Here is a 24,672-nt window from a genome sequence, read left to right as displayed (position 1 = left end):
CGCTGCCTCCGGCGGGGATATTTGTGGAAAGTGAATACAAGGGGACATCATGAACCTGCTCGATGCCAATGATCGCAAAGGCCACTACCCGGACAGCTGGTATGCGGCAACAGCGCAACCGCTTGCGCCTTTTGCCCCGCTGACCGGGGACCGCGTTGCTGACGTCTGTGTGATTGGCGGCGGTTTCACGGGTCTCTCCACCGCGTTGCATCTGGCGGAACGCGGCTTTGATGTGGTCTTGCTGGAAGCACATCGCGTGAGCTTTGGCGCCTCCGGGCGCAACGGCGGGCAATTGGGTTCTGGTCAGCGCATGGAACAAGACGGGCTTGAAAGGCTTGTTGGACAAGACGATGCCTCAAAACTTTGGCACTTGGCTGAAGACTCCAAAGATCTCGTCAAAGACTTGATCGCAAAGCACAATATCAACTGCCACTACAAACCTGGTATTGCCCACGCCTGTTTCTCCGCCAAAGAAGTCCGCGAAGAACACGCCTATGCGCACCACCTGCAAACCCGCTACGGATACAACCAGATTGAAACGCTGGAGCGGGACGCACTACAAGCGATTTGCCCTTCTCCAAAATACGTGGGGGGCAGTCTGGACATGGGCGCAGGTCACCTGCACCCGTTGGCATTTGCTTTGGGGTTGGCCGAAGCGGCCGCAGAAGCCGGGGCAACCATCCACGAAACCTCGCGCGTGACCCAAATTGAGCGTGGGGCCAAAGTCACTGTGAAAACAGAGACTGGACAGGTCACTGCCGACCATCTTGTGCTGGCCTGCAATGGCTATCTTGGTGATCTGGAGCCCAAAGTCGCGGGCCGAGTCATGCCGATCAACAACTTCATTGCCGCAACCGAACCTTTGGGCGACGATGTGGCGAAGGTTTTGGAACGTGATGTGGCCGTGGCTGACACAAAATTTGTCATCAACTACTTCCGGCTCAGCCATGACAACCGTCTCTTGTTTGGCGGTGGCGAAAGCTATGGATACACCTTCCCGTCTGACATAGCCGCCACCGTGCGCAAGCCGATGGTGGAGATTTTCCCACACCTCAAGGACATTGGCATCGACTACGCTTGGGGCGGCACCTTGGCAATCACCATGAAACGTATGCCGTATTTGCGCCGTCTGGGCTCTAACGTGATCACCGCCTCTGGCTATTCCGGCCACGGCGTGGGCACCGCCACGCACGCAGGACAGCTCATCGCCTTGGCGCTTTCTGGCGAGGTCGAGGGCTTTGACACCATGGCACGTGTACCAGCGGCCCCGTTCCCCGGCGGCCCCCGCATGCGCAGCCCGCTATTGGCACTTGCCATGACCTGGTATGCCCTGCGCGACCGGCTTGGCGTCTAGAATACCCGCGACATTTTTTCATCGACCCGCCACGCAAAAACGCGTGTTTGCGCTTCCCTGCGCCTGTGCTTTGTTTTATGTTTTCGAAAACACAACTTAAGAAAGTTGAAAACCATGGCATTGCCTCCCAATGTGTATGACGCGGAACCCATTCCGGCTTCCGCCCGCGAAGAAATCGAGCGCCTGCTGCAATCCGGTGACCTGTTCCGCTACACAGCGGCAGAAAATGCGCCTGTTTCTCTGTTGGAATCCGAATTTGCAGCGATGTTGGGCAGCAAATACGCCTTGGCTGTTTCCTCCTGCTCCGCAGCCCTGTTCCTGTCGCTAAAAGCGCTCGACTTACCGCGTGACGCCCGCGTGTTGCTACCTGGATTCACTTTTGCCGCTGTGCCCTCGTCCGTTGTACACGCCGATCTGGTGCCGGTGCTCTGCGAAGTGGGTGACAACTACCGTATTGATCTGGCTGACTTTGAAGCGCGCCTGGACGACAACATTTCCGCCGTGATCATCAGCCACATGCGCGGCCATACCTCCGACATGGATGCCATCATGGCGCTGTGTGAGGCGCGCGACATTCCAGTGATTGAAGACGCCGCCCACAGCCTTGGCACCACGTGGCATGGCCGCAACATTGGCACCATCGGTCATGTTGGTTGCTTCTCGTTCCAATCCTACAAGCTGATCAATGCTGGCGAAGGTGGCATCATGGTGTCTGACGACGCCAATCTGATTGCCCGCGCGGTGATCATGTCCGGCGCCTATGAGCACAACTGGAAAAAGCACAAGGCACCCGAAGGCGACAACACCGGCGCGCTGGAAGCAGCTTTTGCCCGCTGGCAGAACCAACTGCCGCTCTACAACCTGCGCCTCTCCAATCTTTCCGCGGCAATCATCCGTCCGCAATTGGCTGAGGTGCCGCGCCGCGTGCGCGATGGGCGTGCCAACCATGATTACGTTGCGGACAAATTGAACGCCTCCCCGTGGTTGCAAGTCCCAGAGAAGCTGGCCCCGGAAGACCGCGCACCGGATTCCATCCAATTCAACCTCGAAGGGTTGGACAACACCCAAATCCTGGCGTTCCAGGACGCCGCCAATGCGCGCGGTGTAAAGGTGCAGGTCTTTGGTCAATCCACCGACAACGCCCGCGCCTTTTGGAATTGGCAGTTTGTACCGGAGAAACAAGAGCTTCCAAAAACACGTGCGATGTTGATGTCCGCATGTGACGTGCGCCTGCCAGCCCGCCTGAAACGCGACGAGCTTGACCTGATTGCGGATGCACTTACCAGCGCTGCCGAAGATGTTATGGGCGCGGTCAAAGCTTACGGCACCTAATTGATCACTACAATTTTATGGAGAAGCGGGTCCTTGTGGCCCGCTTTTCTGTGTCCGGCCCAATCCGCCCCCTAGCTTTCCGCCTTTGGCTTTCTATATGCTGAAAACCCTGTGAGAGCCGGAGCGCGCCATGATCCCCTATTCCCTGCTTGACCTGTCGCCGATCCCCGAAGGCGGCAGCGCGTCGGATGCACTACACAACTCCCTGGATCTTGCGCAACATGCCGAGCAATGGGGATACACCCGGTATTGGGTGGCAGAGCATCACAATATGCCGGGCATCGCCTCCTCCGCCACGGCTGTCCTGATTGGCCAGATCTTGGCGGCCACAAAAACCATGCGTGTCGGCTCTGGTGGAATCATGCTGCCAAACCATCCGCCTTTGGTGATTGCGGAGCAATTTGGCACCCTGGCGACACTTTATCCGGACCGGGTTGACCTTGGTCTCGGCCGTGCCCCCGGCACCGACATGAAAACCGCCGCCGCCCTGCGGCGCGGCATGGCGGGGGCTGATCGCTTCCCACAAGATGTGGTTGAACTCATCGAGTTGTTCCAAAAATCAAAGGGAGATCAACCGGTCCGTGCCATTCCCGGGGAAGGCACCAAGGTGCCAATCTGGGTCCTCGGATCCAGCCTGTTTGGAGCTCAGCTCGCGGCACAACTGGGTCTGCCCTATGCCTTTGCGTCCCATTTTGCCCCGGATGCGCTGGAAGAGGCCGCTGCGCTGTACCGCCACCGGTTCACAGCCGGCGAAACCCCAAAACCACGCTTCATGTTGGCCGCCAATGTGTTTGTCGCAGACACTGAAGAAAACGCGCGCCGGTTGCGCACCTCGCCACAACAAGGCTTCCTCAACCTGCGCAGGGGCACACCTGGCCCCCTGCCCAAGCCCGTCAGCTCATTCGAAGAGGTCGCCAGCCCCGCGGAGGCGCGTTTGGTTAACTCCGCCCTGCGCGTGACTGCCGTGGGCACCAAAACCACCGTGGCTGCTCAACTGCGCGACATGATCGACCGCTATCAACCGGATGAAATCATGCTGACAGGCATGATCCATGATCATCAAGCCCGACTGAAATCTTTCAAGATGGCAGCGGACGTCATGCAGGAATTGGCAGCCTAAGCGCCGCCAGCGACGGATAGTTCTTGCGCTGAGACAGACGTTTCATCGCAGCACCAAAGGTTGCTCCATCCACCGACGCAAGGCCTGCGTGGTCAGCTCGGGCTGTTCCAGCGTCGGGAGATGCCCTGCACCAGAAATAACCTCCAATTCCGCATAGGGGATCAGTTCCGCCATAAAACTGTGCCGCTTCACCGGCGTCAGCCCGTCATGTTCACCACACAACACCAAAGCGGGACATTTACACCGGCGCAATGCGCCCTGCTGATCTGGACGTCGTTGCAAAGCGCGCGCCTGACGCACCAACACTTCCGGACCAAGGCTGCGCCCCATCTCCAACACTTGGGCCATTACCTCGTTGCGCTGAACCGTGGGCGCCAAATACTCCGGCCGCATAAACTCGGCCAAAACCTCATCCAAACGTCCGGCCCGCGCGCCAACAATCAAGGGCTCATAACTCGCGGCACTGGCCGGGGTTTCCGCCAGAGGGTTGGTATCCATAAATGCGACACGGGTGATGCGGTCCGGAACTTTACGCAACAGTTCCATTGCAACAATGCCGCCCATGCTCAGACCAGCAAGGGCAAACTTTGGTGGCAAATGTGGGATCAAGGACGAGGCGATTTCACTAATCCGCTCGCCTTGCGTGATCGGCGCCACCGTCACCAAATGATCCTTCGACAAATCCGCGACCTGATGCGCAAACAAGCGCGCATCACACATCATCCCCGGCAGCAGAACGATAGGCTCCTGCATGCTCTACCCCTTATATACTCTTTTTGTTGTGCGTAACTGTGACAGAGCGGGCCATCAGGTCAAGCCATCCTGTCACAATCGGTCAATATCCACCCCAGCGAAACGCGCCATCTTCGGCAAGCGGCGAATAGGGATTAAACGCCACCTCCCAGACATGTCCGTCCGGATCACAAAAGTACCCGATGTACCCGCCCCAAAAGATTTCACCGGCAGGCTTCAAAATCCGCCCCCCGGCCTGCACCGCCAAATCCAGAACCGGTGCCACCTCTTCTTTGGTTGCCACGTTGTAGGCCAGTGTCACGCCCGAGAAGCCACCAATGGCGTCTTCAGGAATGCCCAAATCCTCAGCCAGCATCGCTTTGGAATACAGTCCTAAGGTCTGGCCAATCAGGTTGTAAGCCACCACCTCATCTGGATCATCTGGTCCCGTGGCACGCCGCCAACCCAAAGCATCATAAAACCGGGCCGAGGCCTGCACGTCTTTCACCGCCAAGGTGATCAAACTGACCCGCTGACCCATCCTGTCTTCGCTTAAAGTCATCCGCCTAACCCTTTAAAATATCTAACAAAGCTCTCAACCGCGCGATCATTTTCCGCAGGAGATCGAATATCCCCAGCAATCACATGTTGTCGCGGGTCAGATTCTGCAAACGGCTGCAGTACCTGCACAGTGGCCTCTGCCCCCCAACGCGCGGCCACATCATGTGTGCGTGCAGCGGTCACCACCTGATCTCCGTCAGAGAACCAAAACAATGCGGGCACGAGGGCCTGCCCATGGTCCTTTTCATAGACAGCCTTCACCATTGCCGCCATCTGCATCGCCGCCACTGTCGGATAGGCGGTTGTCCAATATTTGGCGTGGGCCTCACTGGTTGGCTCAAACACCCGGTTTGCCCCGGCCACCACCGGCACCCAATACCGCGCCGCTGGCCAGGTCAGCGGTTTGGCAAACGGTGATTTGATCCCAAAATTCGGAGCCACCAGGATCATGCCCTTTACGTCAGCCATCGCCTCCGGGTTATCCGCCAAGGCCGCCATAAGGGTGCCACCAGTGGATGTACCCATCACAACCACCTCATCGCCAACTCGCCGTGCAACATGCAAGGCTTCGGCGACATCATTGACCCAGGCCTGCACTGTGGCTTCTGCCAATGCCGCCCCATCACGTCCGTGCCCTTGAAGGCGGGTGTAAACCAAGTTTGCACCAAGCGCCTCGGCCACCCGATCCGGTACCGGACGGATTTCCTCAGACGTGGCAGAGAACCCATGCAGGTAAACAAGCACCACAGGCGTTTTTTCACCGCGCTCCGCGTGCCAAATTACCCGCTTCTCCGTGCCCGGCGTGATGTCCTCAAACCGCGCTTCCTGCGCCGCGAAATACGCATCCACATCCGCGCCAATGTCGGCATCCTGCACCGTTGACGTCAGGGAAATCTGCTCATACGGGCCAAAAACAAAAACCGCCCCCACGCACAAAACCACAACCAGAAGCAACCGCCCTAACAAACGCCCAAATGCTCTCATTGTGAAGCTTGAGGGGCCAAAATCACCTCCTCAACCATACTCTCGATTAAATTTAGACAAATTGGATCGGAAAAGCGATGATCCTTACCCTTGACCATAAGCAGTTGAATGTCCTCACCTTCTGCGTGATCGAGCAAGCGATAGGCCACCGAACTGTCCACCGCCGTATCCTCGGTGCCTTGCAAAAACCGCGTTGCGAACGGCAATGCCAAAGGCGACCGCAGAACCAACCGTTTACGGCCATCTTCAATCATCCGCTTGGTGATGATGTAGGGCTCCATGTAGTCCGACGGCAGCGCCACCCGCCCCTCGGCCTCAAGCTGCGCTTTTTGTTCCGGCGTGAAACCCGCCCAATAGCTGTCCTCGGTGAAATCCGGCGCGGCGGCGATGGTCACCATGCCGGAAATCCGCTCTGGCATCGCCTTTGCCAGCAACAGCGCCTGCCAACCGCCCATGGACGATCCAACCACGATCAACGGCCCATCTGTCAAAGCGTGGATTGCCGCGACCGTGTCTTCGTGCCAATCCCCAATGCAGCCGTCTTCAAACGCGCCATCACTTTCACCATGGCCAGAGTAGTCAAACCGCAAAAACTTCTGTCCACGTGCTTGCGCCCAAGCCTCCAGATGCACCGCCTTAGTGCCTTCCATGTCAGATTTCAGCCCACCTAAGAAAACCACCGTTGGGCCTGTATCGCCGCTTTTGTGATAGGCAATGCGCCGCCCTTGCGGCGTGTCAAAAAACTGCGTGACGCTCATGGCTTATTGTTTCTCCTTTATTTGATGTGACCTTAACCCTCTGCGCAGAAGGGATAAACCCCGCTTGACTTGCCTCTCCCCAAGGTTCATGAAAGCGCCGAACCATATACCCGCAACCGGGCGTTCCGTGGGCGCCAAACTGACGAGGAGCTTGAGGCTGATGGCCGAAATTTCCCTTACTTTTCCTGATGGTAATGCACGTTCTTACGAGAGCGGCGTAACCCCTGCCGAGGTCGCATCATCGATCTCGACCTCCCTTGGCAAAAAGGCCATTTCCGCAACTGTGGATGGCCAGCACTGGGACCTGCAATGGCCGATTGATGCGGACGCGTCCATTGCGATCAACACCCTCAAAGACAGCGACGCAGAAGCACTGGAGCTGATCCGGCACGACTGCGCGCACATCATGGCCCGCGCGGTGCAGGAAATCTGGCCCGACGTGAAAGTCACCATTGGTCCAGTGATCCAAAACGGCTGGTACTACGACTTTGACCGCGAAGAACCTTTCACACCCGAAGATCTCAGCCGCATCGAAAAGAAGATGAAGGAGATCATCAACAAACGTGAGCCTGTGACCACCGAGGTCTGGGATCGCGACCGTGCGGTGAAGTTCTACGAGGCCAACAACGAGCCATATAAGGTAGAGTTGATCGACGCCATCCCCGGTGATGAGCCTCTGCGCATGTATTGGCACGGCCACTGGCAAGACCTCTGCCGCGGTCCACACCTGCAACACACCGGTCAAGTGCCAGCTGACGGCTTCAAACTGATGTCCGTGGCGGGCGCCTACTGGCGCGGCGACAGCGACCGCGCGATGCTGCAACGTATCTACGGCGTGGCCTTCAAGAACAAAGAAGACCTCAAAGCCCACCTGCACATGCTGGAAGAGGCCGAAAAACGCGACCACCGCAAGCTGGGCCGCGAAATGAACCTGTTCCATATGCAAGAAGAGGCCCCCGGCCAAATCTTCTGGCACCCCAACGGCTGGCGTATCTACACCACGTTGCAAGACTACATGCGTCGCAAACAAGAAGCCGGCGGCTATGTTGAGGTGAACACACCTCAAGTGGTGGACCGCAAACTCTGGGAAGCCTCAGGCCACTGGGACAAGTACCAGGAAAACATGTTCATCGTGGAAGTGGACGAAGACCACGCCCGCGAAAAGGCTGTGAACGCACTCAAGCCAATGAACTGCCCGTGTCACGTACAGGTATTCAACCAAGGTCTGAAGTCTTACCGCGACCTGCCGCTGCGCATGGCGGAGTTTGGCTCCTGCGCCCGCTATGAACCGTCTGGCGCTCTGCACGGCATCATGCGCGTGCGCGGCTTTACGCAGGATGATGGTCACATCTTCTGTGCCGAGGATCAGATCACCTCGGAAACCAAGAAGTTCATCGACTTCTTGTCTGGGATCTATTCCGACCTCGGCTTCACCGACTGGACCATCAAGCTTTCCACCCGTCCGGAAAAGCGCATTGGCTCGGACGAAAGCTGGGACTACGCGGAAAAAGCTCTGGGCGATGCCTGTAACGCGGCGGGCCACCAGTTCGAGATCCTTGAAGGCGAAGGTGCGTTCTACGGTCCAAAGCTTGAGTTCACCCTGACCGACGCCATTGGTCGGAACTGGCAATGTGGCACGCTTCAGGTCGATCCAAACCTGCCGGAGCGTCTGGACGCAACCTACATTGGCGCGGATGGCGAAAAGCACCGCCCCATCATGTTGCACCGCGCCACGCTGGGTTCCTTTGAGCGCTTCATCGGCATTCTGATCGAAGAGCACGCGGGCAAGCTGCCGTTCTGGCTGGCCCCGCGTCAGGTGGTTGTGGCCGCCATTGTGTCGGACGCAGATGATTACTGTCTGGAAGTGGTCGAAGCGTTGAAAGCCGCTGGCGTGCGCGCCGAGGCTGATCTGCGCAACGAAAAGATCAACTACAAAGTCCGCGAGCACTCTGTGGGCAAAGTACCTGTGATCTTGGCCATTGGTAAGAAAGAGGTGGAGGAGCGCACAGTCTCCACCCGCCGCCTTGGGGAAAAGCAAAGCAAAGTCCAGTCTTTGGACGAAATCGTGAGCCAATTGTCACAAGAGGCAACCCCGCCCGATCTGGCCTAACAGATTTTGCAACATTTGAGCAGGCGCGTTACGGGAAACCGGGCGCGCCTGTTTCAATTTTGAAGGAAAACCAACCTTCCAGCGCTGGAATCTTCACGAAACCGTCACGCCATCTAACGCGTCTGTGACACACAGCCCCGTGATTGGCCTTTGAAGCACTCTCCGACCTAATCTCTTCTCATGCCACCGAGCAAACGATCACACACAGATCAGCAAGGCGGCCGAGTTTTAGACATTCACAAGGGAAGAGAACCAATGTCCAACACCGTAAAAACCCTCGCAGTCGCAAGCGCCGTAGCCGCAGCCCTGTCCGCTCACGCCACCACCGCAGTGGCCGCTGAAAAAGAGAAGTGCTACGGCGTTTCCCTCGCAGGTCAGAACGACTGCGCCGCAGGCCCAGGCACCACATGCGCCGGCACATCCACAACTGACTACCAGGGCAACGCCTGGAAACTGGTTGACGCTGGCACCTGTGCCTCCATGGAACTGCCTGCCATGGCAGACGGCAAAGCGCGCATGGGTTCTCTGGAAGCGCTGGATCGCGACCTGCCAAAGTCCTAATTCGGACAATCGAAGCCCCGGTGCGCCGGGGCTTCACCTAACCTCCCCAAATCACACAAAAAATGCCATAATGCCCCTGAGTATCTGTTCGTTTTTGCCAACGCTTCTGTTTCAGGATCCAAAGTCATGACCCAATCCATCAAAACACTCCCTCTCCTAAGCGCCGTTGCCACCGCGCTAGCCTTACAGGCTGCCCCAGCTGACGCAGCCAAAAAGGAGAAATGTTTTGGCATCACCAAGGCGGGTGAAAACGGATGTGCCGCAGGCCCCGGCACCACCTGTGCTGGCACCTCCACCGTTGATTACCAAGGCAACGCCTGGAGTCTTGTGGAGGCAGGCACGTGTCTCGACATCGAACTGCCCGCCATGGCGGACGGGACCCCGCGCACCCCATCGCTTGAGGCCCTGCCTCGCGACTTACCATCTTAAGGATCACGCAGATGTATGATGCGCCCCCCTCCCCCAAGGGCCTGCCCAACCTGCCCGGTGTTGGCTACAAGCCACAGCATTACAGCGACCTGATCGACAATCCCGGCACCGTCGGCTGGCTGGAAATCCACGCCGAAAACTACATGGGGGACGGCGGCCGCCCCATCGCACAGCTGCGTCAACTCACGGAACGATTTCCCATTTCGGTGCATGGTGTTGGCCTCTCTATCGGAGGCGAAGGACGCCTTGATCCGGAACATCTCGCACGGCTGAAACATCTGGTTGGCTGGCTTAACCCAACTGTTTTCTCCGAGCACCTCGCTTGGAGCACACATGAGGGCGCTTTCCTCAACGATCTGCTGCCACTGCCTTATACAGAGGACACGCTGGCACGTGTCTGTGATCACATTGACGCGCTGCAAAACACCATTGGCCGTCAGATGATGCTGGAGAACCCGTCAAGCTATCTGGCTTTTGACGAAAGCACCCTATCAGAACCGGATTTCCTACGCGAAGTGGCCAAACGCACAGGTTGCGGCTTGCTCTTGGACGTAAACAACGTCTTTGTTTCCGCCACCAACCTCAACTACGACCCCAAACAATACATCGCGGACTATCCGCTTGAACATGTGGGTGAAATTCACCTCGGCGGTCACGATGAAGATGAGGACGACCACGGCAAACCGCTGTTGATCGATAGCCATGGCGCGCCCGTTGTCGACCCTGTTTGGGCCTTACTGGATCACACGTTGTCTCATTCCGGCCCCCGCCCCATTTTAATCGAATGGGACACCGATGTGCCGGAATGGCCTATCCTACATGCCGAGGCAGAGCGTGCCGAAACCGCCCTGTCAAAGGTGACCGCATGACCGTCACCCAAACCACTTTCCGCAGCGCTATACTGAACAGCCAACAGGACCGTCCCGTTGGCCTGTCAGATGCCGAAGGCCGCCCTGCTGGACGCCGCTTTGATGTCTATCGCAACAACGTCGCTGTCTCCTTGACTGACGCCTTGGCCACCGGTTTTCCAACCATCGCCAAACTGATCGGCGAGGAAAACTTCAACGCAATTGCCGGCATATTTCTGCGCCAATCGCCTCCGGCGTCTCCTTTGATGATGCACTACGGCGCCGGATTCCCAGATTTTCTGCGCAGCTTCGAACCTCTCGCACATCTCGGCTATCTCGGCGACGTGGCAGATCTCGAACTTGCGCTGCGCCAAAGCTACCACGCCGCCGATGCGATAGCCATCGCCCCTGACGCGCTTGCAGCTGTACCGCCGGAACAGCTTGGCGACGTGACCGTCACCTTCGCGCCTTCGGTTAGCGTCTTTCAATCGCCGTGGCCGTTGCACGCCATATGGGCATTCAACATGCAAGATGGCCCCAAACCTGAAGCAGTTTCACAGGACGTGATCATCTTGCGATCGGAATTTGACCCGATGCCCCATGCCCTGCCGGAAGGCGGCCTGGAATGCGTCAAAAGCCTGATGTCCGGCGATCCACTTGGCATCGCTACAACCAAAGCCGCCGAGGCAAATGACACCTTCGACCTTGGCACACTCCTTACTTTACTTTTGTCGGGCAATGCCCTGACTTCCATCACTATTTCGACATAACCGGAGGTCTCTATGTCCAATCTCATCACCCTCTATCAAGACCTCATTGACCGTTTGAACCGCCTCGACTGGCTTGTGCCCACTCTGGCACGCCTGACCTTCCTGATGGTGCTGTTCTTCTACTTCTGGAACTCCGCCATGCTGAAAATTGACGGGTCAATCTTCTCCCCATCGGCTGGTGCCTTTGGCCAGATTTTCCCGAAAGCCGCCGAAGCCGTGGTTTGGGATGTCAGCCAAATGAGTTTCTTCCAACGCCTGGTGATCTTCGCCGGAACAGTGGCAGAATTTGTGCTTCCGGTCCTGATCCTGCTTGGCCTGCTGACACGCTTGGCTGCCATTGGCATGATTGGATTTGTTGCGGTGCAAACCATTGTAGACGTCACTGGTCACGGCGTGGCACTTGGCTCCCTTTTTGACAGCGCCCAAGCCCTGATTGACCAGCGCATGATGTGGGTTTTCTTGTTCGCCGTTCTGGTCCTAAAAGGCGCAGGCCCCCTTTCTCTGGACGCCCTCTTCAAACGACGTGAAACCGTTTAACTCAACATCCTACAAAGCAAAAACCCGCGCCTTTTTAGGCGCGGGTTTCGTTTATGTAAGGGCCGCTTGCGTGTCTTTGCCCCAGCCCAAATAGAGAACTCCATCGTGCTCAATCAACGGCCGCTTCATCAACGTTGGATGCGCAGAGATCAGCTCTAAAACCGGTTTTTTCCGGTCGTCCTCACTCAAAGTTCGCCATGTGGTTGAGCGCGTGTTTGCCAGCGCGGCGCCAAACTGCTCAAAGGCAGCATTTAGCACTGTATCCGGCACGCCGTCTGCCCGCACATCTACAAACTCCACACCTTTCAATGATTTCAGCGCCGTACGGCACGTATCGCAATTTTTCAGCCCATACAGCGTTGTCATTTCTCGCCCTTTCTTCCGTTCGGATGAAGGCATAAAGCAACTGTTTTCAAAATTCACGGCGGTTTTTCTTGATTTTTCCGGGAGCCGTGCAATCCTCTAGGTGGTGCAATTTTTCGTGCCTCTGAAAACGTGCTTTCAGATTTTGTGTTTTTTGCACCACCGGGCCCCAGCCCGGATTGACTAAAAGTGAATATAGAGGAGAACGGTATGCCACGCGGTACCGTAAAGTGGTTTAACACCACAAAAGGCTTTGGGTTCATTGAACCGGAAGAAGGCGGAAAGGACGTTTTTGTCCATATTTCCGTTGTTGAACGGTCGGGCCTCAAAGGCCTGACTGACAATCAAAAAGTTGAATTTGAAATGACCCAGGGCCGAGACGGCCGCGATATGGCGGGTGAGCTCAAAGTTCTATGATAAGATTGGGGCGCCATTCCGCGCCCCTTTCTGCAACAAACGCGCGCCCCATCGGCGCGCGTTTCATTTTGCAATGCAGACTTAAGAGCAGCCCTTGGTGCCCGGAGGGCAGCTCATGCTGTAGCTGCGCTTACGGGTGCCGCCTGCGTTGTAATACACTTCACCGGTGTTTGGGTTGCCACAGCAAATCACGCCGCCCATGGTCACCGGCTGCAAGCCGTTGGGGCAAAAATTCGCAGAGGCAGGATACGGGTGCATCAACATGCCCTCCGGCTGATTCACAGGGCCAATCACCGGCGCATTGCTGCTCCAGGTTTGCGCTGAAACGGGCGCGGCTACGGTCAAGGTCAATGCGGCAACAAGAATGGAAAAACGCTTCATAGGGCCCAAGCTCCAATGGCTGAAACAACGTGGTTAACTTCTGCTAACCTACTGCCAAGGCGGGGAAACTGTCAATTTGGTCCTGAAAAACAATGTGTTTCATTGCGTTTCTGGTCAAATCAACGCCGCAAATACTCACGAACTTCGCACGCGGGACCGTTCCCCGGCAGCCCCCGGGACGACGCCAAACGCCACTGCGTAAGATCCACCTCAGGGAAAAACGTGTCCGCATCCGGCACATCCATATCCACCTCGGAAATCAACAAACGATCCGCCAAAGGAAGCATCTCCGAGTAGATGCCAAACCCACCAATGCCATAGACCCGATGATAGCCCTCCGCATAGGCCAGCTTCACTGCCTCCGCCACGCTTGGCACCACCACCTCCGCCGCATCTGGCTGAGAAGACACAACAATATTGAACCGCTTCGGCAGTGGTTTCTTTGGCAGGCTCACCCAGGTAGCCCGCCCCATGATGATCGCCCCGCCCAGCGTTTCCCGCTGAAACGTCTTCAAATCTTCAGGCAAGAACCACGGAATGTCGCCATCCCGCCCAATCGCCCCGTTGCGCGCCCGTCCTACAACCAATGAAATCATGATTACACCGCCACCGCCGCTTTGATGGTTGGGTCGGGGTCGTAGCCCACAAACTCAAAGTCATCATATTCAAAGTCAAAGAGTGAGCTCACATCGCGCTTCAACCGCAGCTCAGGCAAAGCTTTTGGCGTGCGCGACAATTGCAAATTCACTTGGTCCAGGTGGTTGGAATAGATATGTGCATCGCCAATCGAATGTACAAAATCCCCAACCTCATACCCGGTCACATGCGCCAACATCACCTGCAACAGCGCATAGGACGCGATGTTAAACGGCACACCCAGGAACATATCCGCACTGCGCTGATACAGCTGCAGGTGCAACTTGCCGTTGATGATCCGCACCTGCCACATCGTATGACACGGCGGCAGCGCCATATGGGGCACGTCGCCCGGGTTCCAGGCGGACACGATCAACCGACGGCTGTCGGGCGAGGTTTTGATCATCTCCACCAGATTGGCAATCTGATCCACGCCCTTTTTCACAAACAGCGGTTCGCCCTCATGGGCAATGCCAGAGGCCTGCAATGTTGGAAAGGCCCGCCACTGATAGCCATACACCGGCCCAAGATCGCCGTTCTCGTCCGCCCACTCATCCCAAATCGAAACCCCATTGTCTTTCAGGTATTTGATGTTGGTGTCGCCAGACAGAAACCACAGCAGCTCATGAATGATCGAGCGCAGGTGCAGCTTCTTGGTGGTGACCAAAGGAAAGCCGTCAGACAGGCGATACCGCGACTGCATGCCGAAGTACGAAATGGTGCCGGTGCCAGTGCGGTCTGTGGACTCTTCGCCCTGGTCCAGAATGGTGCGAAGCGCGTCATGATACTGCTGCAAGGTCTGCTCTACCTTTTTGTGCTTGTGGTCCCTGCATGGTGCCGCAACCACGCGGCAAATTCAACGAGATACCGGCCCGCCAGCGCCTCCAAAACAGGCGCCCGACAAAAAGCGCACCATCACAGCCCTGTGAGGTCAGAATTCACGCTGGATTCCCTGCCCCTCTCCATGCTTTGATAGCGCCAACACCAAAAAGGGAAACTGTAGATGCACGTGAAATACCTGCACACAATGGTCCGCGTCGCGGATCTGGAAGCCTCCATGGCGTTTTATGCGCTGTTTGGGCTCAAAGAAATCAAACGCTATGACAGCGAAGAAGGCCGCTTCTCGCTGGTCTATCTGGCGGCCGATGGCGACCACGAAGCGCCGCTGGAGCTGACCTACAACTGGGACGGTGACGAAGGCCTGCCGTCTGACAGCCGCCACTTTGGCCACCTCGCCTATGAGGTCGGCAACATTTACGAGATGTGCCAGCACCTCGCCGACAACGGCGTGATGATCAATCGCCCGCCGCGTGATGGCCGCATGGCATTTGTGCGCTCTCCCGACAACATTTCAATTGAGTTGCTCCAGCAAGGCGACGCCCTTGCACCAGCTGAGCCTTGGGCCAGCATGGAGAGCACCGGTCACTGGTGATCGGCCGCGCGGCCTCTGTCGCGCTTTTGGGGATGGCCCTCTGGGCCTCCCCTATTCCCACTGCGGCCAACACCGCACCCGTGTGCCGCATCGCTCTTCTGCTTGCTCTGGATGTCAGCTCCTCAGTAGATGCGCATGAAGACATGTTGCAACGCCGCGGGCTGGCTGCGGCCCTCACCGCTCCGGAAGTACAAGCCGCCTTTCTGAATGCGCCACAATCGGTGGCCTTTTCGGTCTATGAATGGAGCGGCCGCACCCAGCATCATACCTTGCTGGACTGGACCGTCATCGACAGCCGACAGACCCTTTTGGAAAGCGCGGCAAAACTGGCCCTCTCCAAACGCTCAACCACCGAGTTCCCCACCGCATTGGGGCACGCTGTGGGCCATGCCGCTCGCCTGTTCCGGGACGCCCCGGAGTGCGATGTACAAGTCCTCGATGTGAGTGGAGATGGCGAAAACAACGACGGCTTTACCCCAAAACAGGCTTATGACGCTTTCCCCTTGGACGGCGTAATCGTAAACGCCCTCGCCATTGAAACCTTTGGCGAAAAGGCCGCCGACCTCGCCGCCCAACCGGGGGACATGGTGAAGTATTACAAACGCGAGTTGATCCGTGGCCCCTTTGCTTTTGTCGAAGTCGCCGACGGGTTTGATGATTTTGAAAACGCCATGCGCCGCAAGCTTTCTCGCGAACTTTCGGTCACGGTTTTGGGCCAATTGGATCTGCACCCTTGAGCCCTCCGATGTTGCGCAGTCTCTGTGCTGTTGTTCTGATCGCACTGACACAGGCCGCCCAAGCCAGCTGTCGTCAGGCATTGGCGCTTGGTTTGGACGTGTCTGGCTCGGTGAACGAAACTGAATATCACATGCAACTCAATGGCTTGGCCTCCGCTCTTGAGAACCCAAGAGTGGTGAACGCGCTGCTGCAACCCGGTGCAGCACCAGTGTATGTGTCAGTCTATGAGTGGAGCGGTCCGGATCACCAGAACATGATCGCACCCTGGATGCCAATCACCTCTCAAGCGGCGCTTTCCGATGTGACCACGACCTTGCGCGGCCATAGCCGCCCCAAAATGGACGTCTCCACCGGCCTTGGTCCCGCTATGCTGTTTGGTGCAGAGCTTTTGCACACTCAACCCGACTGCTGGCGCTGGACCTTGGACATCTCGGGCGATGGCATCGCCAACACCGGCCGCTTGCCACGCGACATTTTGTTATCCGCTAAAATCACAGTCAACGCGCTGGTGATAGGGGCTGGCACGTCCCGTCCCTCCGGCGAGTCGCGGGAAGAAACAGCAAACCTCATTGCCTATTTCAACGCACGGGTGATCCGAGGGCCGGATGCATTTGTCGAAGTGGCCCATGGGTTTGCAGACTACGAAGCCGCGATGACCCGCAAGCTGTTGCGCGAGTTGGAAGGTCTCTCTCTGGTACACGCACAATAGTCAGCCATGCGAATGGCAAAGAACCAACGAGTCGCCAAGTTGAACACCCGAAATGGGGAAAGCGCGCCGTGCCTTTCTAGGCTGACGCGCAAAAGCCGCGGATTCCCCGTTCTAGGGTGTCCGGGAATTTAGTAGATGTAGCGGATCTGGTCGGTCCAATACCGTTCCACACGACGCAACGCGTGGGTGATCTGCTCAATACCGTCTTCGCCCAGTACGCCTTTGGCCTGAAGGCCTTCGGCATGACGCGCAAACAGCTTGGAAATCACATCGCGGATTTCACGACCTTTGTCGGTCAGCCGCACACGCACAGAACGGCGGTCGATTTCGCAACGCTGATGATGCATGTAGCCCGCATCGACCAGCTTCTTCAGATTGTAGCTCACATTGGAGCCTTGGTAGTAACCACGGGTCTTCAATTCGCCTGCCGTCACTTCGTTGTCGCCAATATTGAACAGCAACAGCGCCTGTACCGCATTGATTTCGATAACCCCAACACGCTCAAATTCGTCTTTGATCACATCCAGCAACAGCCGGTGCAGGCGCTCAACAAGCGCCAGTGAGTCCAAGTAGTCAGTCATAAACGACTGCTCTGGCCCACTTTCCATTGGTGAATGAAAGCTCATTCTAGTTCTCCGTCAGCTTTGTCTAGCAAACAGATTGACCGAAAAAGCCCAACAAGAGGTTAAACCGCCCAAAAGACGTCACAAATTCGCGTCAATTTGGGCCACTGATGGCTGTGGAAATGTCCAAAATCATCGCTGCGAACTGCGCCGGAGCTGATTTTTGCCCCGTAACCCATTGATATAAGTCCTGATCATTCTCGTGCAGCAAAGCATCATAAAGATCCAGCGTCGCCGCGTCCATGGTGGACAAATTGTCCGCCGCATAGCGCTCCAGAATAATGTCCATTTCTTTGATCCCACGCCGCATCGACCGCATCTGCATGCGTTTCAGACGATTCTCATGGGTCTCATTTGCTGGATTCGGAGCGGGTTTGGGGATGTCCATTGTCTTCACACTTTGTTGCGCAGCGCCTTCTCCAGACGCGCGAGTTTTTCCAGATCATTCTTCATACGGCTGCGGATCACCCGGATTTCCTGCACAATCGCGAGCAAATCCGTGTCGGCGCTCTCTTCGTCACCGGGCATCTCCACACCGTCACCGTCACCCGTCAGCAACCAACCAACGGACACATTTAACAAGCCCGCCATCATCGACAGCCGGTTGGCGCGTGGCTCGCTCAGATCGCCTTCCCAATTAGATAGGGTGCTGCGTTTGATACCCAACCGCTTGGCCAGTTCTCCCTGCTTCAGCCCCGCCGCGTCGCGCGCCGCCGCCAAGCGATCGCCAAAGGTCGCCACATCTTCACCGTACCACCCCTCATCGGTCAGCGGTTCTACTTGGTCCTGTGACATATACATTCCTTTGGTTTCAGCCTTGAACGGCCTTCCCGCGCACCCTAAGACATGGAGGCAGTGATTACAAACGAGGCCCAAATGTCTTTCCTGTCCAACACCCTGTCCCGCGTGAAACCGTCTCCGACCATCGCCATGACAGCAAAGACCGCCGAGCTGAAGGCCGCTGGCCGTGACGTGATTGGCCTCTCTGCCGGTGAACCCGACTTTGACACGCCACAAAACATCAAAGACGCCGCCGTGGCTGCCATTGCCGCAGGCAAAACCAAATACACCGCGCCGGATGGCATTCCCGAGCTGAAGCAAGCGGTTTGCGCCAAGATGAAGCGCGACCACGGGCTCGAATATACGCCTGCACAGGTCTCCGTGGGCACCGGCGGCAAACAGACGCTCTATAATGCGCTGATGGCCACGTTAAACGACGGCGATGAAGTCATCATCCCCGCACCCTACTGGGTGAGCTACCCCGACATGGTGCTGCTCGCGGGCGGCACACCGGTGGTTGTGGAAACCTCGCTGGACACCAAGTTCAAGCTCACCGCTGAGCAGCTTGAGGCCGCGATCACGCCCAAAACCAAATGGCTGATCTTCAACTCGCCGTCCAACCCGACCGGCGCAGGGTATTCTCGCGAAGAGCTCAAAGACCTGACCGATGTACTGATGCGCCACCCCCATGTCTGGGTGATGACTGACGATATGTATGAGCACCTCGCTTATGACGGTTTTGAATTCTGCACCCCGGCAGAAGTGGAACCTGCCCTCTATGAGCGCACCCTGACCTGCAACGGTGTGTCCAAAGCCTACGCCATGACCGGCTGGCGCATCGGCTATGCCGCCGGTCCTGTCGAGTTGATCGCCGCAATGCGCAAAGTGCAATCGCAAAGCACCTCCAACCCTTGCTCGATCAGCCAATGGGCCGCAGTAGAGGCGCTGAACGGCACGCAAGAGTTTCTCGAGCCCAACAACGTGGTCTTCAAACGCCGCCGTGATCTGGTGATCGATATGTTGAGCCAGATCGACGGCATCTCCTGCCCCACACCGGAAGGCGCGTTCTATGTCTACCCGTCCATCGCCGGATTGATTGGCAAAACCACGCCCCAAGGCACCGTGATTGAAAACGACGAGGCTTTTGCCAACGCGCTTCTGAATGAAGCGGATGTCGCCGTGGTCTTTGGCGCCGCCTTTGGCTTGTCGCCCAATTTCCGGGTCAGCTACGCCACCTCGGATCAGGCACTGAAAACCGCCTGCACACGCATTCAGACCTTCTGTGCGTCGCTGACTTAAACGCGGATCCAAACCAAAAGGTGGCCCATGAGCAGTGACCTGCCAGACTACTACTTCCGCGTCCGCGAAAACGGCGCTGTGGTGTTCCGTGTCGACACGGAGAACCGTCAGCGCCGGATCGAAATGGATCAGATCGCGGTCGTCAACATCAAGAACGGCGATGTGAAACCCCATGGTGACACCAAGCTGACCAAGGAAGACAAGGCCGAGATCAACGCTTGGATGGCAGAGCGCCGCGCGCTTTTGGACGCGCGCACCGTGGACGACATCCTGCGCACGGTCGATCATCTAAACCTGACGTCGCAGTGGGTACAGTCCAAAGCCACACCGGATCAGTTGGAGCAGATCACCGACACATTGCTACTGGCGATGCATGATCTACGCTCTGTACTGGTGCGCAAAAAGGCGGATCGCCTGCTCAAGGGCAAAAAATAAGAGGGGCTTTGCCCCGTCCCATCCTTGATGGGACTCCCCAGGATATTTGTGGAATGAGAATTGCGGGTGTCGGTGTTAAACCGACACCTTTTTCTCGGAGAACCGCTTACGCAGGCGGTTTAAATCTGTAACCCAGAAACGGTACATCAGCAGGATTCCCGCCGCAGTCAGACCGCAGACAAGCCCCAGCCAGACACCTTCGCCGCCCATCCCAAAGGTGAAGCCCAGCACATAGGCGCTTGGCACGCCGATGCCCCAATAACTGATTGCAGCAATCACCATTGGGCCACGGGTGTCTTGCACACCGCGCAACAACCCCAGAGCCATCACCTGCGCCCCATCCATCACCTGAAACAGCGCCGCCACATAAAGCAGGGTCACACCTGTGGCGACAATCGCGTCGCGTTGCACCTCTTGCGGGTCAATAAAGGCGCCCAAAAGCTGTTCCGGGAAAATCAGGAAAATCGCCACGGCAACAAAGGCCATCAACAGAGAAGCCACAATCGCCACCCAAGCGCCGCGCGCCATATGGTCCGCGTCTTTGCGCCCCATGGCATTGCCCGCGCGCACCGTCGCCGCATTGGACAAACCCAAGTGGATCATAAAGGCCAAGCTGGCCAATTGCAGCGCAATGCCATGCGCTGCCAGCGTGACCGTGCCCAGCCACCCCATCATAATGGACGACGCCGAGAACAGCCCCACCTCCGCCAGATTTGTGAGGCCAATCGGCAGCCCCAGCCGAAACACTTTGGCAAAAACCTCCCAATCCGGCCGCCAGATGCGGGCAAAGAGGTCATGCTGTGGCAACGCCTTGATGGCGTAGAGGATCACCCCTACGAGAGACACAAACTGCACCAGGATCGAGGCAATCGCCGCGCCACGCACGCCCATCTCCGGCAAGCCCCAGTTGCCAAAAATCAGCCCGTAGTTCACCACCGCATTCACCGGCACAGCGGCCACGGTGACCCAGAACACCACACGGGTGTGTTCCAGCGCCGCCAAATAGGACTTGAGCACCATCACCAAAAGAGCCGGGACCAACCCAAGCCCTGCGATCCGCAAATAGGCCTGCGCCAGTTCCGCCACATCTGGCGCCTGTTGCAACGACAACAAGATCGGTCCGGAGAGCATAAACAGTGGCTGCACCACCACGCCAAAAATCACCGACAGCCACAGCCCCATACGAGTCACACGCCGCAGGGCTTGTTCGTCCCCTTCCGCATCGGCCTCAGCCACCAGGGGCATCACCGCAATGGCAAAACCCGATCCCAGAATGAAGATCACAAAGAAAAACGTGCTGCCCAGCACCACAGCGGCCAGTGCCTCCACGGAGTACCAGCCAAGCATGACCGTGTCGGTCAGACCGATTCCAAACTGCGCCACATGGCCGCCAATCAGCGGCAAGCCAATGCGCAAAAGGGCGCGAACGTGGTCAGACGTCCGCATGGGGGAGGTCGATTGTGTAGGTGTCATGCCCAAGCAGTAAGCTTGTTAATTAGGCAGAGCAAGGCCCGCCTTTGCGTTGATCAAAAATCCCCCCTCTGCCACCATGGACCACATTGATAGAACAAGGTTCCCCCATGTCCGCCGATCCCTTTGCCACATTGATTTCCGACAGCCGCGCTTTTCTTAACGCGTTGGCCGACAACAACACCAAAGAATGGTTTAACGACAACAAACCCACCTATGAGGCCCAGCTCAAAACGCCCGCTTTGGCTTTGCTCGACACGATGGCAGCCTCGCTGGAAAAACAAACTGGCCAAGTGCCCTCCACCAAACTGTTCCGCCCGCACCGAGATGTGCGGTTTTCCAGAGACAAAACACCCTACCACCTGCATCTGCACATGCTGTGGTCCTCACCGCCCGTCGGCTATTTCTTTGGCATTGGGCGGAACTACCTGTCTGTAGGTGGCGGCATCATGGGATTTGACAAAAACCAACTGACCCGCTGGCGCGCGGCCGTCGATGGCCCCAAGGGCGTACAGCTTGCTGGAGCCATTGCAGACCTGCAATGCCAAGGCGCCCGCATGGACAGCCCGGAGCTCAAACGGGTGCCTGTCCCCTTTGACAAAGACCATCCACAAGCCGCCCTGCTCAAACGCAAAAGCTGCACCGTCTGGTTTGACTTTGAGGAAAGCGACATCACAAAAGGCGGCCTCACTTCACAGTTGGAGACCGCCTTTCAAAACCTACAGCCGCTCACGCAGATGCTCGCCGCGCTTTAGCGCGGCTTACGGGTATCCGGGTGCAACGCCGCCCCCAGAATGTGATCGGACTGATGGATCACATGGCTTGCGGTGTTCACAATCAACGGGTCCGCCTGCTCCACAATACTGTGGTCTTTGCCGGGATAGTCCAACGAGGCCAGGAAATGCCGCATGCAGTTCAAACGCGCCCGCTTTTTGTCGTTGGATTTCACAACCGTCCACGGCGCGTCAGCAGTGTCGGTATAAAAGAACATCGCCTCTTTGGCCTCGGTGTAATCGCTCCACTTGGACAGCGAGGCTTTGTCAATTGGGCTCAACTTCCACTGCTTAAGCGGATCGGTCTCCCGGCTTTCAAACCGGCGTTTCTGCTCGTCCTGCGTGACCGAAAACCAGTATTTGTAAAGCCGAATGCCCGAGCGCACCAACATCCGCTCCAAATCCGGAGTCTGACGCATGAACTCGAGGTATTCGCCCGGCTCGCAGAAGCCCATCACCCGCTCCACACCGGCGCGGTTGTACCAGCTGCGGTCATAAAGCACCATTTCGCCAGTGGTTGGCAGGTGGTCGATGTAGCGTTGGAAATACCACTGGCCGCGCTCCTCATCGGTGGGCTTGTTCAATGCCACCACCCGTGCAGACCGTGGATTGAGGTGCTCCGTAAAGCGCTTGATTGTACCGCCTTTGCCGGCTGCATCCCGCCCCTCAAACAGCATCACAAACTTCTGGCCGGTTTCCTGCGCCCAGAGCTGCACCTTCAGCAGCTCCGCCTGCAATTCTGCTTTCTGCTTCTCATAAGACCGGCGGGACAGCTTCTTGGGATAAGGGTACTGGCCTTTCTCAAACGCGCGGCGCAACTCATCCGCTGACGGCTCATTACCAGCCCCAGCTTCAGCGGTTTCCACGGCCTGAGAGCCGTCCTCAACAGCCTCCGTCACAACTTCTTTCACCTGCACCACACCGTCCAACTGGTCATCCATATGCGTCTCCTTTCTTACGTTTCATGAGATGGCTTTGACCTACCACCGCGCGCAAAAATTCTCTTTGATACACGTCAACTGAATCTTCAATTTTGTGGGTTTCCGCCAATAAAAACAGGCATTCCGCCCAATCCTTCGGTACACACCTGTACACAATGACCTCACGTCGCCAAATCACGCTCAGGTAGATTGGTGCACCCTGTCCCCCTAGACTTTTCCCAGTCATTGGAGGACGTTTATGTTTGGTATTTCTCACTCTCACTTTCGAAAGCTCGCCGTGTCACTGACTCTCGCTGCCACATCCCTCTCCGCTCAGGACCGCATTGACCTTATCCGGCCTGACGCACCGGACTTGGCGCCCTATGGAGCCCAACCAGTCGGCGTCACAACACGGACCTTTACGCACCCCGATCAGATCGACGTTCTCAATTCCACCGAAGACACACTCGCGCGTTATGATCGCACCCTAACTGTGGAAATCTGGTATCCGGCTGCCCAAGGTTCAGCCCAAGGCGGCACCTATGAAACCGTGCTGCGTGACCCAGCATTGTCGGCAACCCTCACCGGCCGTGCCTCCCGTGACGCCACACCAACCAAAGACGGCCCCTTCCCGCTGGTGGTGATCTCCCACGGCTATCCGGGCAACCGCCTGCTGCTCTCCCATCTGGGCGAGAACCTTGCCTCCAAGGGCTACGTGGTGGCCTCCATTGACCACACCGACAGCACCTACGCCGATCAAGCCGCCTTTGGCTCCACCCTACTCAACCGCCCAATTGACCAGAAATTTGTGCTCAACAGCATGGCCGCGCTTGAGGGGCCAATTGGCGCCATCACCAACGCGGAGACCACAGCCGTGATCGGCTACTCAATGGGCGGCTACGGCGCGTTGATCTTTGGCGGTGCAGGCCTCGCCTCTGGCGTCGAAGCGTCTCCTTTTGCCCCTCCGCAAGGCACGCTTGCCCACAATGTGTCCGGCACGGACACGCACCAAGCCCTTGTGGATGATCGCGTAAAAGCCATCATCTCCATCGGCCCTTGGGGCAAAAACTATGGCCTATGGGATGAGACGGGGCTTGCTGGCCTGCGCAAACCAACCCTGCTGATGGCGGGCGAAGTCGACGACGTGTCCGTCTACGCAGCCATACGAGACATCTTCGAGCAGACCACCGGCACAGACCGACACCTGCTCACCTTTGAGAACGCAAACCACAACGCCGCTGCAACGATCCCTGCGCCCATGGCCAGTTGGCAACCGTCCGAAACCCTCGGTTTCCCGCCGTTTGACCACTACGCCGACGCGGTCTGGGACACCACGCGCATGAACAACATCACCCAGCACTTCACCACGGCCTTCCTTGACCTACACCTGAAAGACGACAGCCACAAAGCCGCCTATCTGGACTTGGTCCCCTCTGCCAAAGACGGTGTGTTCTCCGCAGAGGAAGATGGCACGTTCAAGCCAGATCACAGCTATTGGACAGGCTTCCCTGCCCGCACGGCAGTTGGTTTGCGGTTTGAAACCCTGCGCAAGGGTCAGTAAGCGCACGCTCCTCCCAAAGGCGACCAGTTCGGTCGCCTT

30 protein-coding genes are annotated in these 24,672 nt (G+C 57.3%); 17 read left to right on the top strand and 13 right to left on the bottom strand.

Going from position 1 to position 24,672, the window contains the following annotated elements; all coding sequences use genetic code 11:
- The first annotated feature begins 49 nt into the window (after positions 1-49).
- From Q0955_RS03240 to Q0955_RS03230, 3 genes are all read left to right on the top strand, one after another.
- A complete protein-coding gene (locus Q0955_RS03240; protein WP_299419817.1) occupies positions 50-1,354 on the top strand; it encodes an FAD-binding oxidoreductase in 1,305 nt (434 codons plus the stop codon).
- 114 nt (positions 1,355-1,468) lie between these two features.
- Complete coding sequence (locus tag Q0955_RS03235) at positions 1,469-2,686, top strand: aminotransferase class I/II-fold pyridoxal phosphate-dependent enzyme (RefSeq protein ID WP_299419814.1); 1,218 nt, start codon at positions 1,469-1,471, stop codon at positions 2,684-2,686.
- Positions 2,687-2,816: 130 nt separating this feature from the next.
- Positions 2,817-3,806 carry an LLM class flavin-dependent oxidoreductase gene (locus tag Q0955_RS03230; protein WP_299419811.1) on the top strand — a complete coding sequence of 330 codons (990 nt, stop codon included), beginning with the start codon at positions 2,817-2,819 and terminating at the stop codon, positions 3,804-3,806.
- A 42-nt stretch (positions 3,807-3,848) separates the two neighbouring features.
- Here Q0955_RS03230 and Q0955_RS03225 read toward each other — a convergent pair whose 3' ends face one another.
- The 4 genes from Q0955_RS03225 to Q0955_RS03210 all read right to left on the bottom strand — a co-directional run bounded on the left by Q0955_RS03225 (position 3,849) and on the right by Q0955_RS03210 (position 6,841).
- Complete coding sequence (locus tag Q0955_RS03225; protein WP_299419809.1) at positions 3,849-4,559, bottom strand: alpha/beta fold hydrolase; 711 nt, start codon at positions 4,557-4,559, stop codon at positions 3,849-3,851.
- Between the two features lie 82 nt (positions 4,560-4,641).
- Positions 4,642-5,079, bottom strand: coding sequence for a VOC family protein (locus Q0955_RS03220; RefSeq protein WP_299421027.1), 438 nt, complete (start codon positions 5,077-5,079; stop codon positions 4,642-4,644).
- 17 nt (positions 5,080-5,096) lie between these two features.
- Positions 5,097-6,083, bottom strand: coding sequence for an alpha/beta fold hydrolase (locus tag Q0955_RS03215; RefSeq protein ID WP_299419806.1), 987 nt, complete (start codon positions 6,081-6,083; stop codon positions 5,097-5,099).
- Entirely contained in the window at positions 6,080-6,841 is a 762-nt protein-coding gene (locus Q0955_RS03210) for an alpha/beta hydrolase (protein WP_299419804.1), read from the bottom strand. Before Q0955_RS03210 ends, Q0955_RS03215 begins: the two co-directional genes overlap by 4 nt.
- Positions 6,842-7,001: 160 nt before the next feature.
- Between Q0955_RS03210 and thrS the strand changes: the two genes are divergently transcribed.
- The 6 genes from thrS to Q0955_RS03180 all read left to right on the top strand — a co-directional run bounded on the left by thrS (position 7,002) and on the right by Q0955_RS03180 (position 12,096).
- On the top strand, positions 7,002-8,951 hold the full coding sequence (gene thrS, locus Q0955_RS03205) for a threonine--tRNA ligase (protein WP_299419801.1): 1,950 nt from the start codon (positions 7,002-7,004) through the stop codon (positions 8,949-8,951).
- Between the two features lie 255 nt (positions 8,952-9,206).
- Positions 9,207-9,512: a DUF2282 domain-containing protein gene (locus Q0955_RS03200; RefSeq protein WP_299419799.1), complete on the top strand. Its 306-nt coding sequence runs from the start codon at positions 9,207-9,209 to the stop codon at positions 9,510-9,512.
- Positions 9,513-9,638: 126 nt separating this feature from the next.
- Positions 9,639-9,941, top strand: coding sequence for a DUF2282 domain-containing protein (locus Q0955_RS03195; protein ID WP_299419796.1), 303 nt, complete (start codon positions 9,639-9,641; stop codon positions 9,939-9,941).
- An 11-nt stretch (positions 9,942-9,952) separates the two neighbouring features.
- Complete coding sequence (locus Q0955_RS03190; protein ID WP_299419794.1) at positions 9,953-10,810, top strand: DUF692 domain-containing protein; 858 nt, start codon at positions 9,953-9,955, stop codon at positions 10,808-10,810.
- Positions 10,807-11,559, top strand: a complete 753-nt coding sequence (locus tag Q0955_RS03185) for a DNA-binding domain-containing protein (RefSeq protein WP_299419791.1) — start codon at positions 10,807-10,809, stop codon at positions 11,557-11,559. Before Q0955_RS03190 ends, Q0955_RS03185 begins: the two co-directional genes overlap by 4 nt.
- Positions 11,560-11,571: 12 nt before the next feature.
- Positions 11,572-12,096 carry a DoxX family membrane protein gene (locus tag Q0955_RS03180; protein ID WP_299419789.1) on the top strand — a complete coding sequence of 175 codons (525 nt, stop codon included), beginning with the start codon at positions 11,572-11,574 and terminating at the stop codon, positions 12,094-12,096.
- A 51-nt stretch (positions 12,097-12,147) separates the two neighbouring features.
- Here Q0955_RS03180 and Q0955_RS03175 read toward each other — a convergent pair whose 3' ends face one another.
- Complete coding sequence (locus Q0955_RS03175) at positions 12,148-12,495, bottom strand: ArsC/Spx/MgsR family protein (protein WP_299419786.1); 348 nt, start codon at positions 12,493-12,495, stop codon at positions 12,148-12,150.
- A 174-nt stretch (positions 12,496-12,669) separates the two neighbouring features.
- Here Q0955_RS03175 and Q0955_RS03170 point away from each other — a divergent pair, with 174 nt between their 5' ends.
- Positions 12,670-12,876, top strand: a complete 207-nt coding sequence (locus tag Q0955_RS03170; RefSeq protein ID WP_283425143.1) for a cold-shock protein — start codon at positions 12,670-12,672, stop codon at positions 12,874-12,876.
- 81 nt (positions 12,877-12,957) lie between these two features.
- Here Q0955_RS03170 and Q0955_RS03165 read toward each other — a convergent pair whose 3' ends face one another.
- From Q0955_RS03165 to Q0955_RS03155, 3 genes are all read right to left on the bottom strand, one after another.
- Positions 12,958-13,257, bottom strand: a complete 300-nt coding sequence (locus Q0955_RS03165; protein WP_299419781.1) for a hypothetical protein — start codon at positions 13,255-13,257, stop codon at positions 12,958-12,960.
- A gap of 119 nt (positions 13,258-13,376) precedes the next feature.
- Positions 13,377-13,853 (bottom strand): dihydrofolate reductase, encoded by a 477-nt coding sequence (locus Q0955_RS03160; RefSeq protein WP_299419778.1) that lies wholly within the window; start codon positions 13,851-13,853, stop codon positions 13,377-13,379.
- Between the two features lie 2 nt (positions 13,854-13,855).
- Positions 13,856-14,689: a thymidylate synthase gene (locus Q0955_RS03155; protein ID WP_299419776.1), complete on the bottom strand. Its 834-nt coding sequence runs from the start codon at positions 14,687-14,689 to the stop codon at positions 13,856-13,858.
- A 207-nt stretch (positions 14,690-14,896) separates the two neighbouring features.
- On the opposite strand from Q0955_RS03155, the gene Q0955_RS03150 reads away from it, so the two are divergent.
- The 3 genes from Q0955_RS03150 to Q0955_RS03140 are packed head-to-tail and all read left to right on the top strand — an operon-like array spanning position 14,897 to position 16,772.
- Positions 14,897-15,325, top strand: a complete 429-nt coding sequence (locus Q0955_RS03150; RefSeq protein ID WP_299419773.1) for a VOC family protein — start codon at positions 14,897-14,899, stop codon at positions 15,323-15,325.
- Positions 15,292-16,062 (top strand): DUF1194 domain-containing protein, encoded by a 771-nt coding sequence (locus Q0955_RS03145; RefSeq protein WP_299419770.1) that lies wholly within the window; start codon positions 15,292-15,294, stop codon positions 16,060-16,062. Before Q0955_RS03150 ends, Q0955_RS03145 begins: the two co-directional genes overlap by 34 nt.
- 8 nt (positions 16,063-16,070) lie before the next feature.
- A complete protein-coding gene (locus Q0955_RS03140) occupies positions 16,071-16,772 on the top strand; it encodes a DUF1194 domain-containing protein (RefSeq protein WP_299419768.1) in 702 nt (233 codons plus the stop codon).
- A 128-nt stretch (positions 16,773-16,900) separates the two neighbouring features.
- On the opposite strand, the gene Q0955_RS03135 is transcribed toward Q0955_RS03140, so the two are convergent.
- From Q0955_RS03135 to Q0955_RS03125, 3 genes are all read right to left on the bottom strand, one after another.
- On the bottom strand, positions 16,901-17,398 hold the full coding sequence (locus tag Q0955_RS03135; protein WP_299419765.1) for a winged helix DNA-binding protein: 498 nt from the start codon (positions 17,396-17,398) through the stop codon (positions 16,901-16,903).
- Between the two features lie 91 nt (positions 17,399-17,489).
- The gene (locus tag Q0955_RS03130) at positions 17,490-17,783 is read right to left on the bottom strand and encodes a succinate dehydrogenase assembly factor 2 (protein ID WP_299419763.1); all 294 of its coding nucleotides are present in this window, start codon (positions 17,781-17,783) and stop codon (positions 17,490-17,492) included.
- Positions 17,784-17,788: 5 nt separating this feature from the next.
- Entirely contained in the window at positions 17,789-18,190 is a 402-nt protein-coding gene (locus tag Q0955_RS03125; protein ID WP_299419761.1) for a helix-turn-helix transcriptional regulator, read from the bottom strand.
- A gap of 81 nt (positions 18,191-18,271) precedes the next feature.
- On the opposite strand from Q0955_RS03125, the gene Q0955_RS03120 reads away from it, so the two are divergent.
- Both Q0955_RS03120 and Q0955_RS03115 read left to right on the top strand, forming a co-directional pair.
- Positions 18,272-19,474 (top strand): pyridoxal phosphate-dependent aminotransferase, encoded by a 1,203-nt coding sequence (locus tag Q0955_RS03120; RefSeq protein ID WP_299421025.1) that lies wholly within the window; start codon positions 18,272-18,274, stop codon positions 19,472-19,474.
- Positions 19,475-19,501: 27 nt separating this feature from the next.
- A complete protein-coding gene (locus tag Q0955_RS03115; protein WP_299419758.1) occupies positions 19,502-19,909 on the top strand; it encodes a hypothetical protein in 408 nt (135 codons plus the stop codon).
- Between the two features lie 75 nt (positions 19,910-19,984).
- On the opposite strand, the gene Q0955_RS03110 is transcribed toward Q0955_RS03115, so the two are convergent.
- The gene (locus Q0955_RS03110) at positions 19,985-21,382 is read right to left on the bottom strand and encodes an MATE family efflux transporter (RefSeq protein WP_299419755.1); all 1,398 of its coding nucleotides are present in this window, start codon (positions 21,380-21,382) and stop codon (positions 19,985-19,987) included.
- Positions 21,383-21,489: 107 nt separating this feature from the next.
- Between Q0955_RS03110 and Q0955_RS03105 the strand changes: the two genes are divergently transcribed.
- Positions 21,490-22,134 (top strand): TIGR02453 family protein, encoded by a 645-nt coding sequence (locus tag Q0955_RS03105; RefSeq protein WP_299419753.1) that lies wholly within the window; start codon positions 21,490-21,492, stop codon positions 22,132-22,134.
- Here the strand turns inward: Q0955_RS03105 and ppk2 are convergent.
- Positions 22,131-23,093 (bottom strand): polyphosphate kinase 2, encoded by a 963-nt coding sequence (ppk2, locus tag Q0955_RS03100; protein WP_299419750.1) that lies wholly within the window; start codon positions 23,091-23,093, stop codon positions 22,131-22,133. The two genes, Q0955_RS03105 and ppk2, sit on opposite strands and share 4 nt — an antisense overlap.
- Before the next feature lie 238 nt (positions 23,094-23,331).
- Between ppk2 and Q0955_RS03095 the strand changes: the two genes are divergently transcribed.
- On the top strand, positions 23,332-24,633 hold the full coding sequence (locus Q0955_RS03095) for a dienelactone hydrolase (protein ID WP_299419747.1): 1,302 nt from the start codon (positions 23,332-23,334) through the stop codon (positions 24,631-24,633).
- Positions 24,634-24,672 lie beyond the last annotated feature (39 nt).

It is taken from the genome of uncultured Shimia sp. (assembly GCF_947493595.1).
In the GTDB taxonomy this organism is placed as follows: Bacteria; Pseudomonadota; Alphaproteobacteria; order Rhodobacterales; family Rhodobacteraceae; genus Shimia.
Note: the sequence above shows the minus strand (reverse complement) of the source record. Positions and strands in the feature narration are given on the sequence as shown.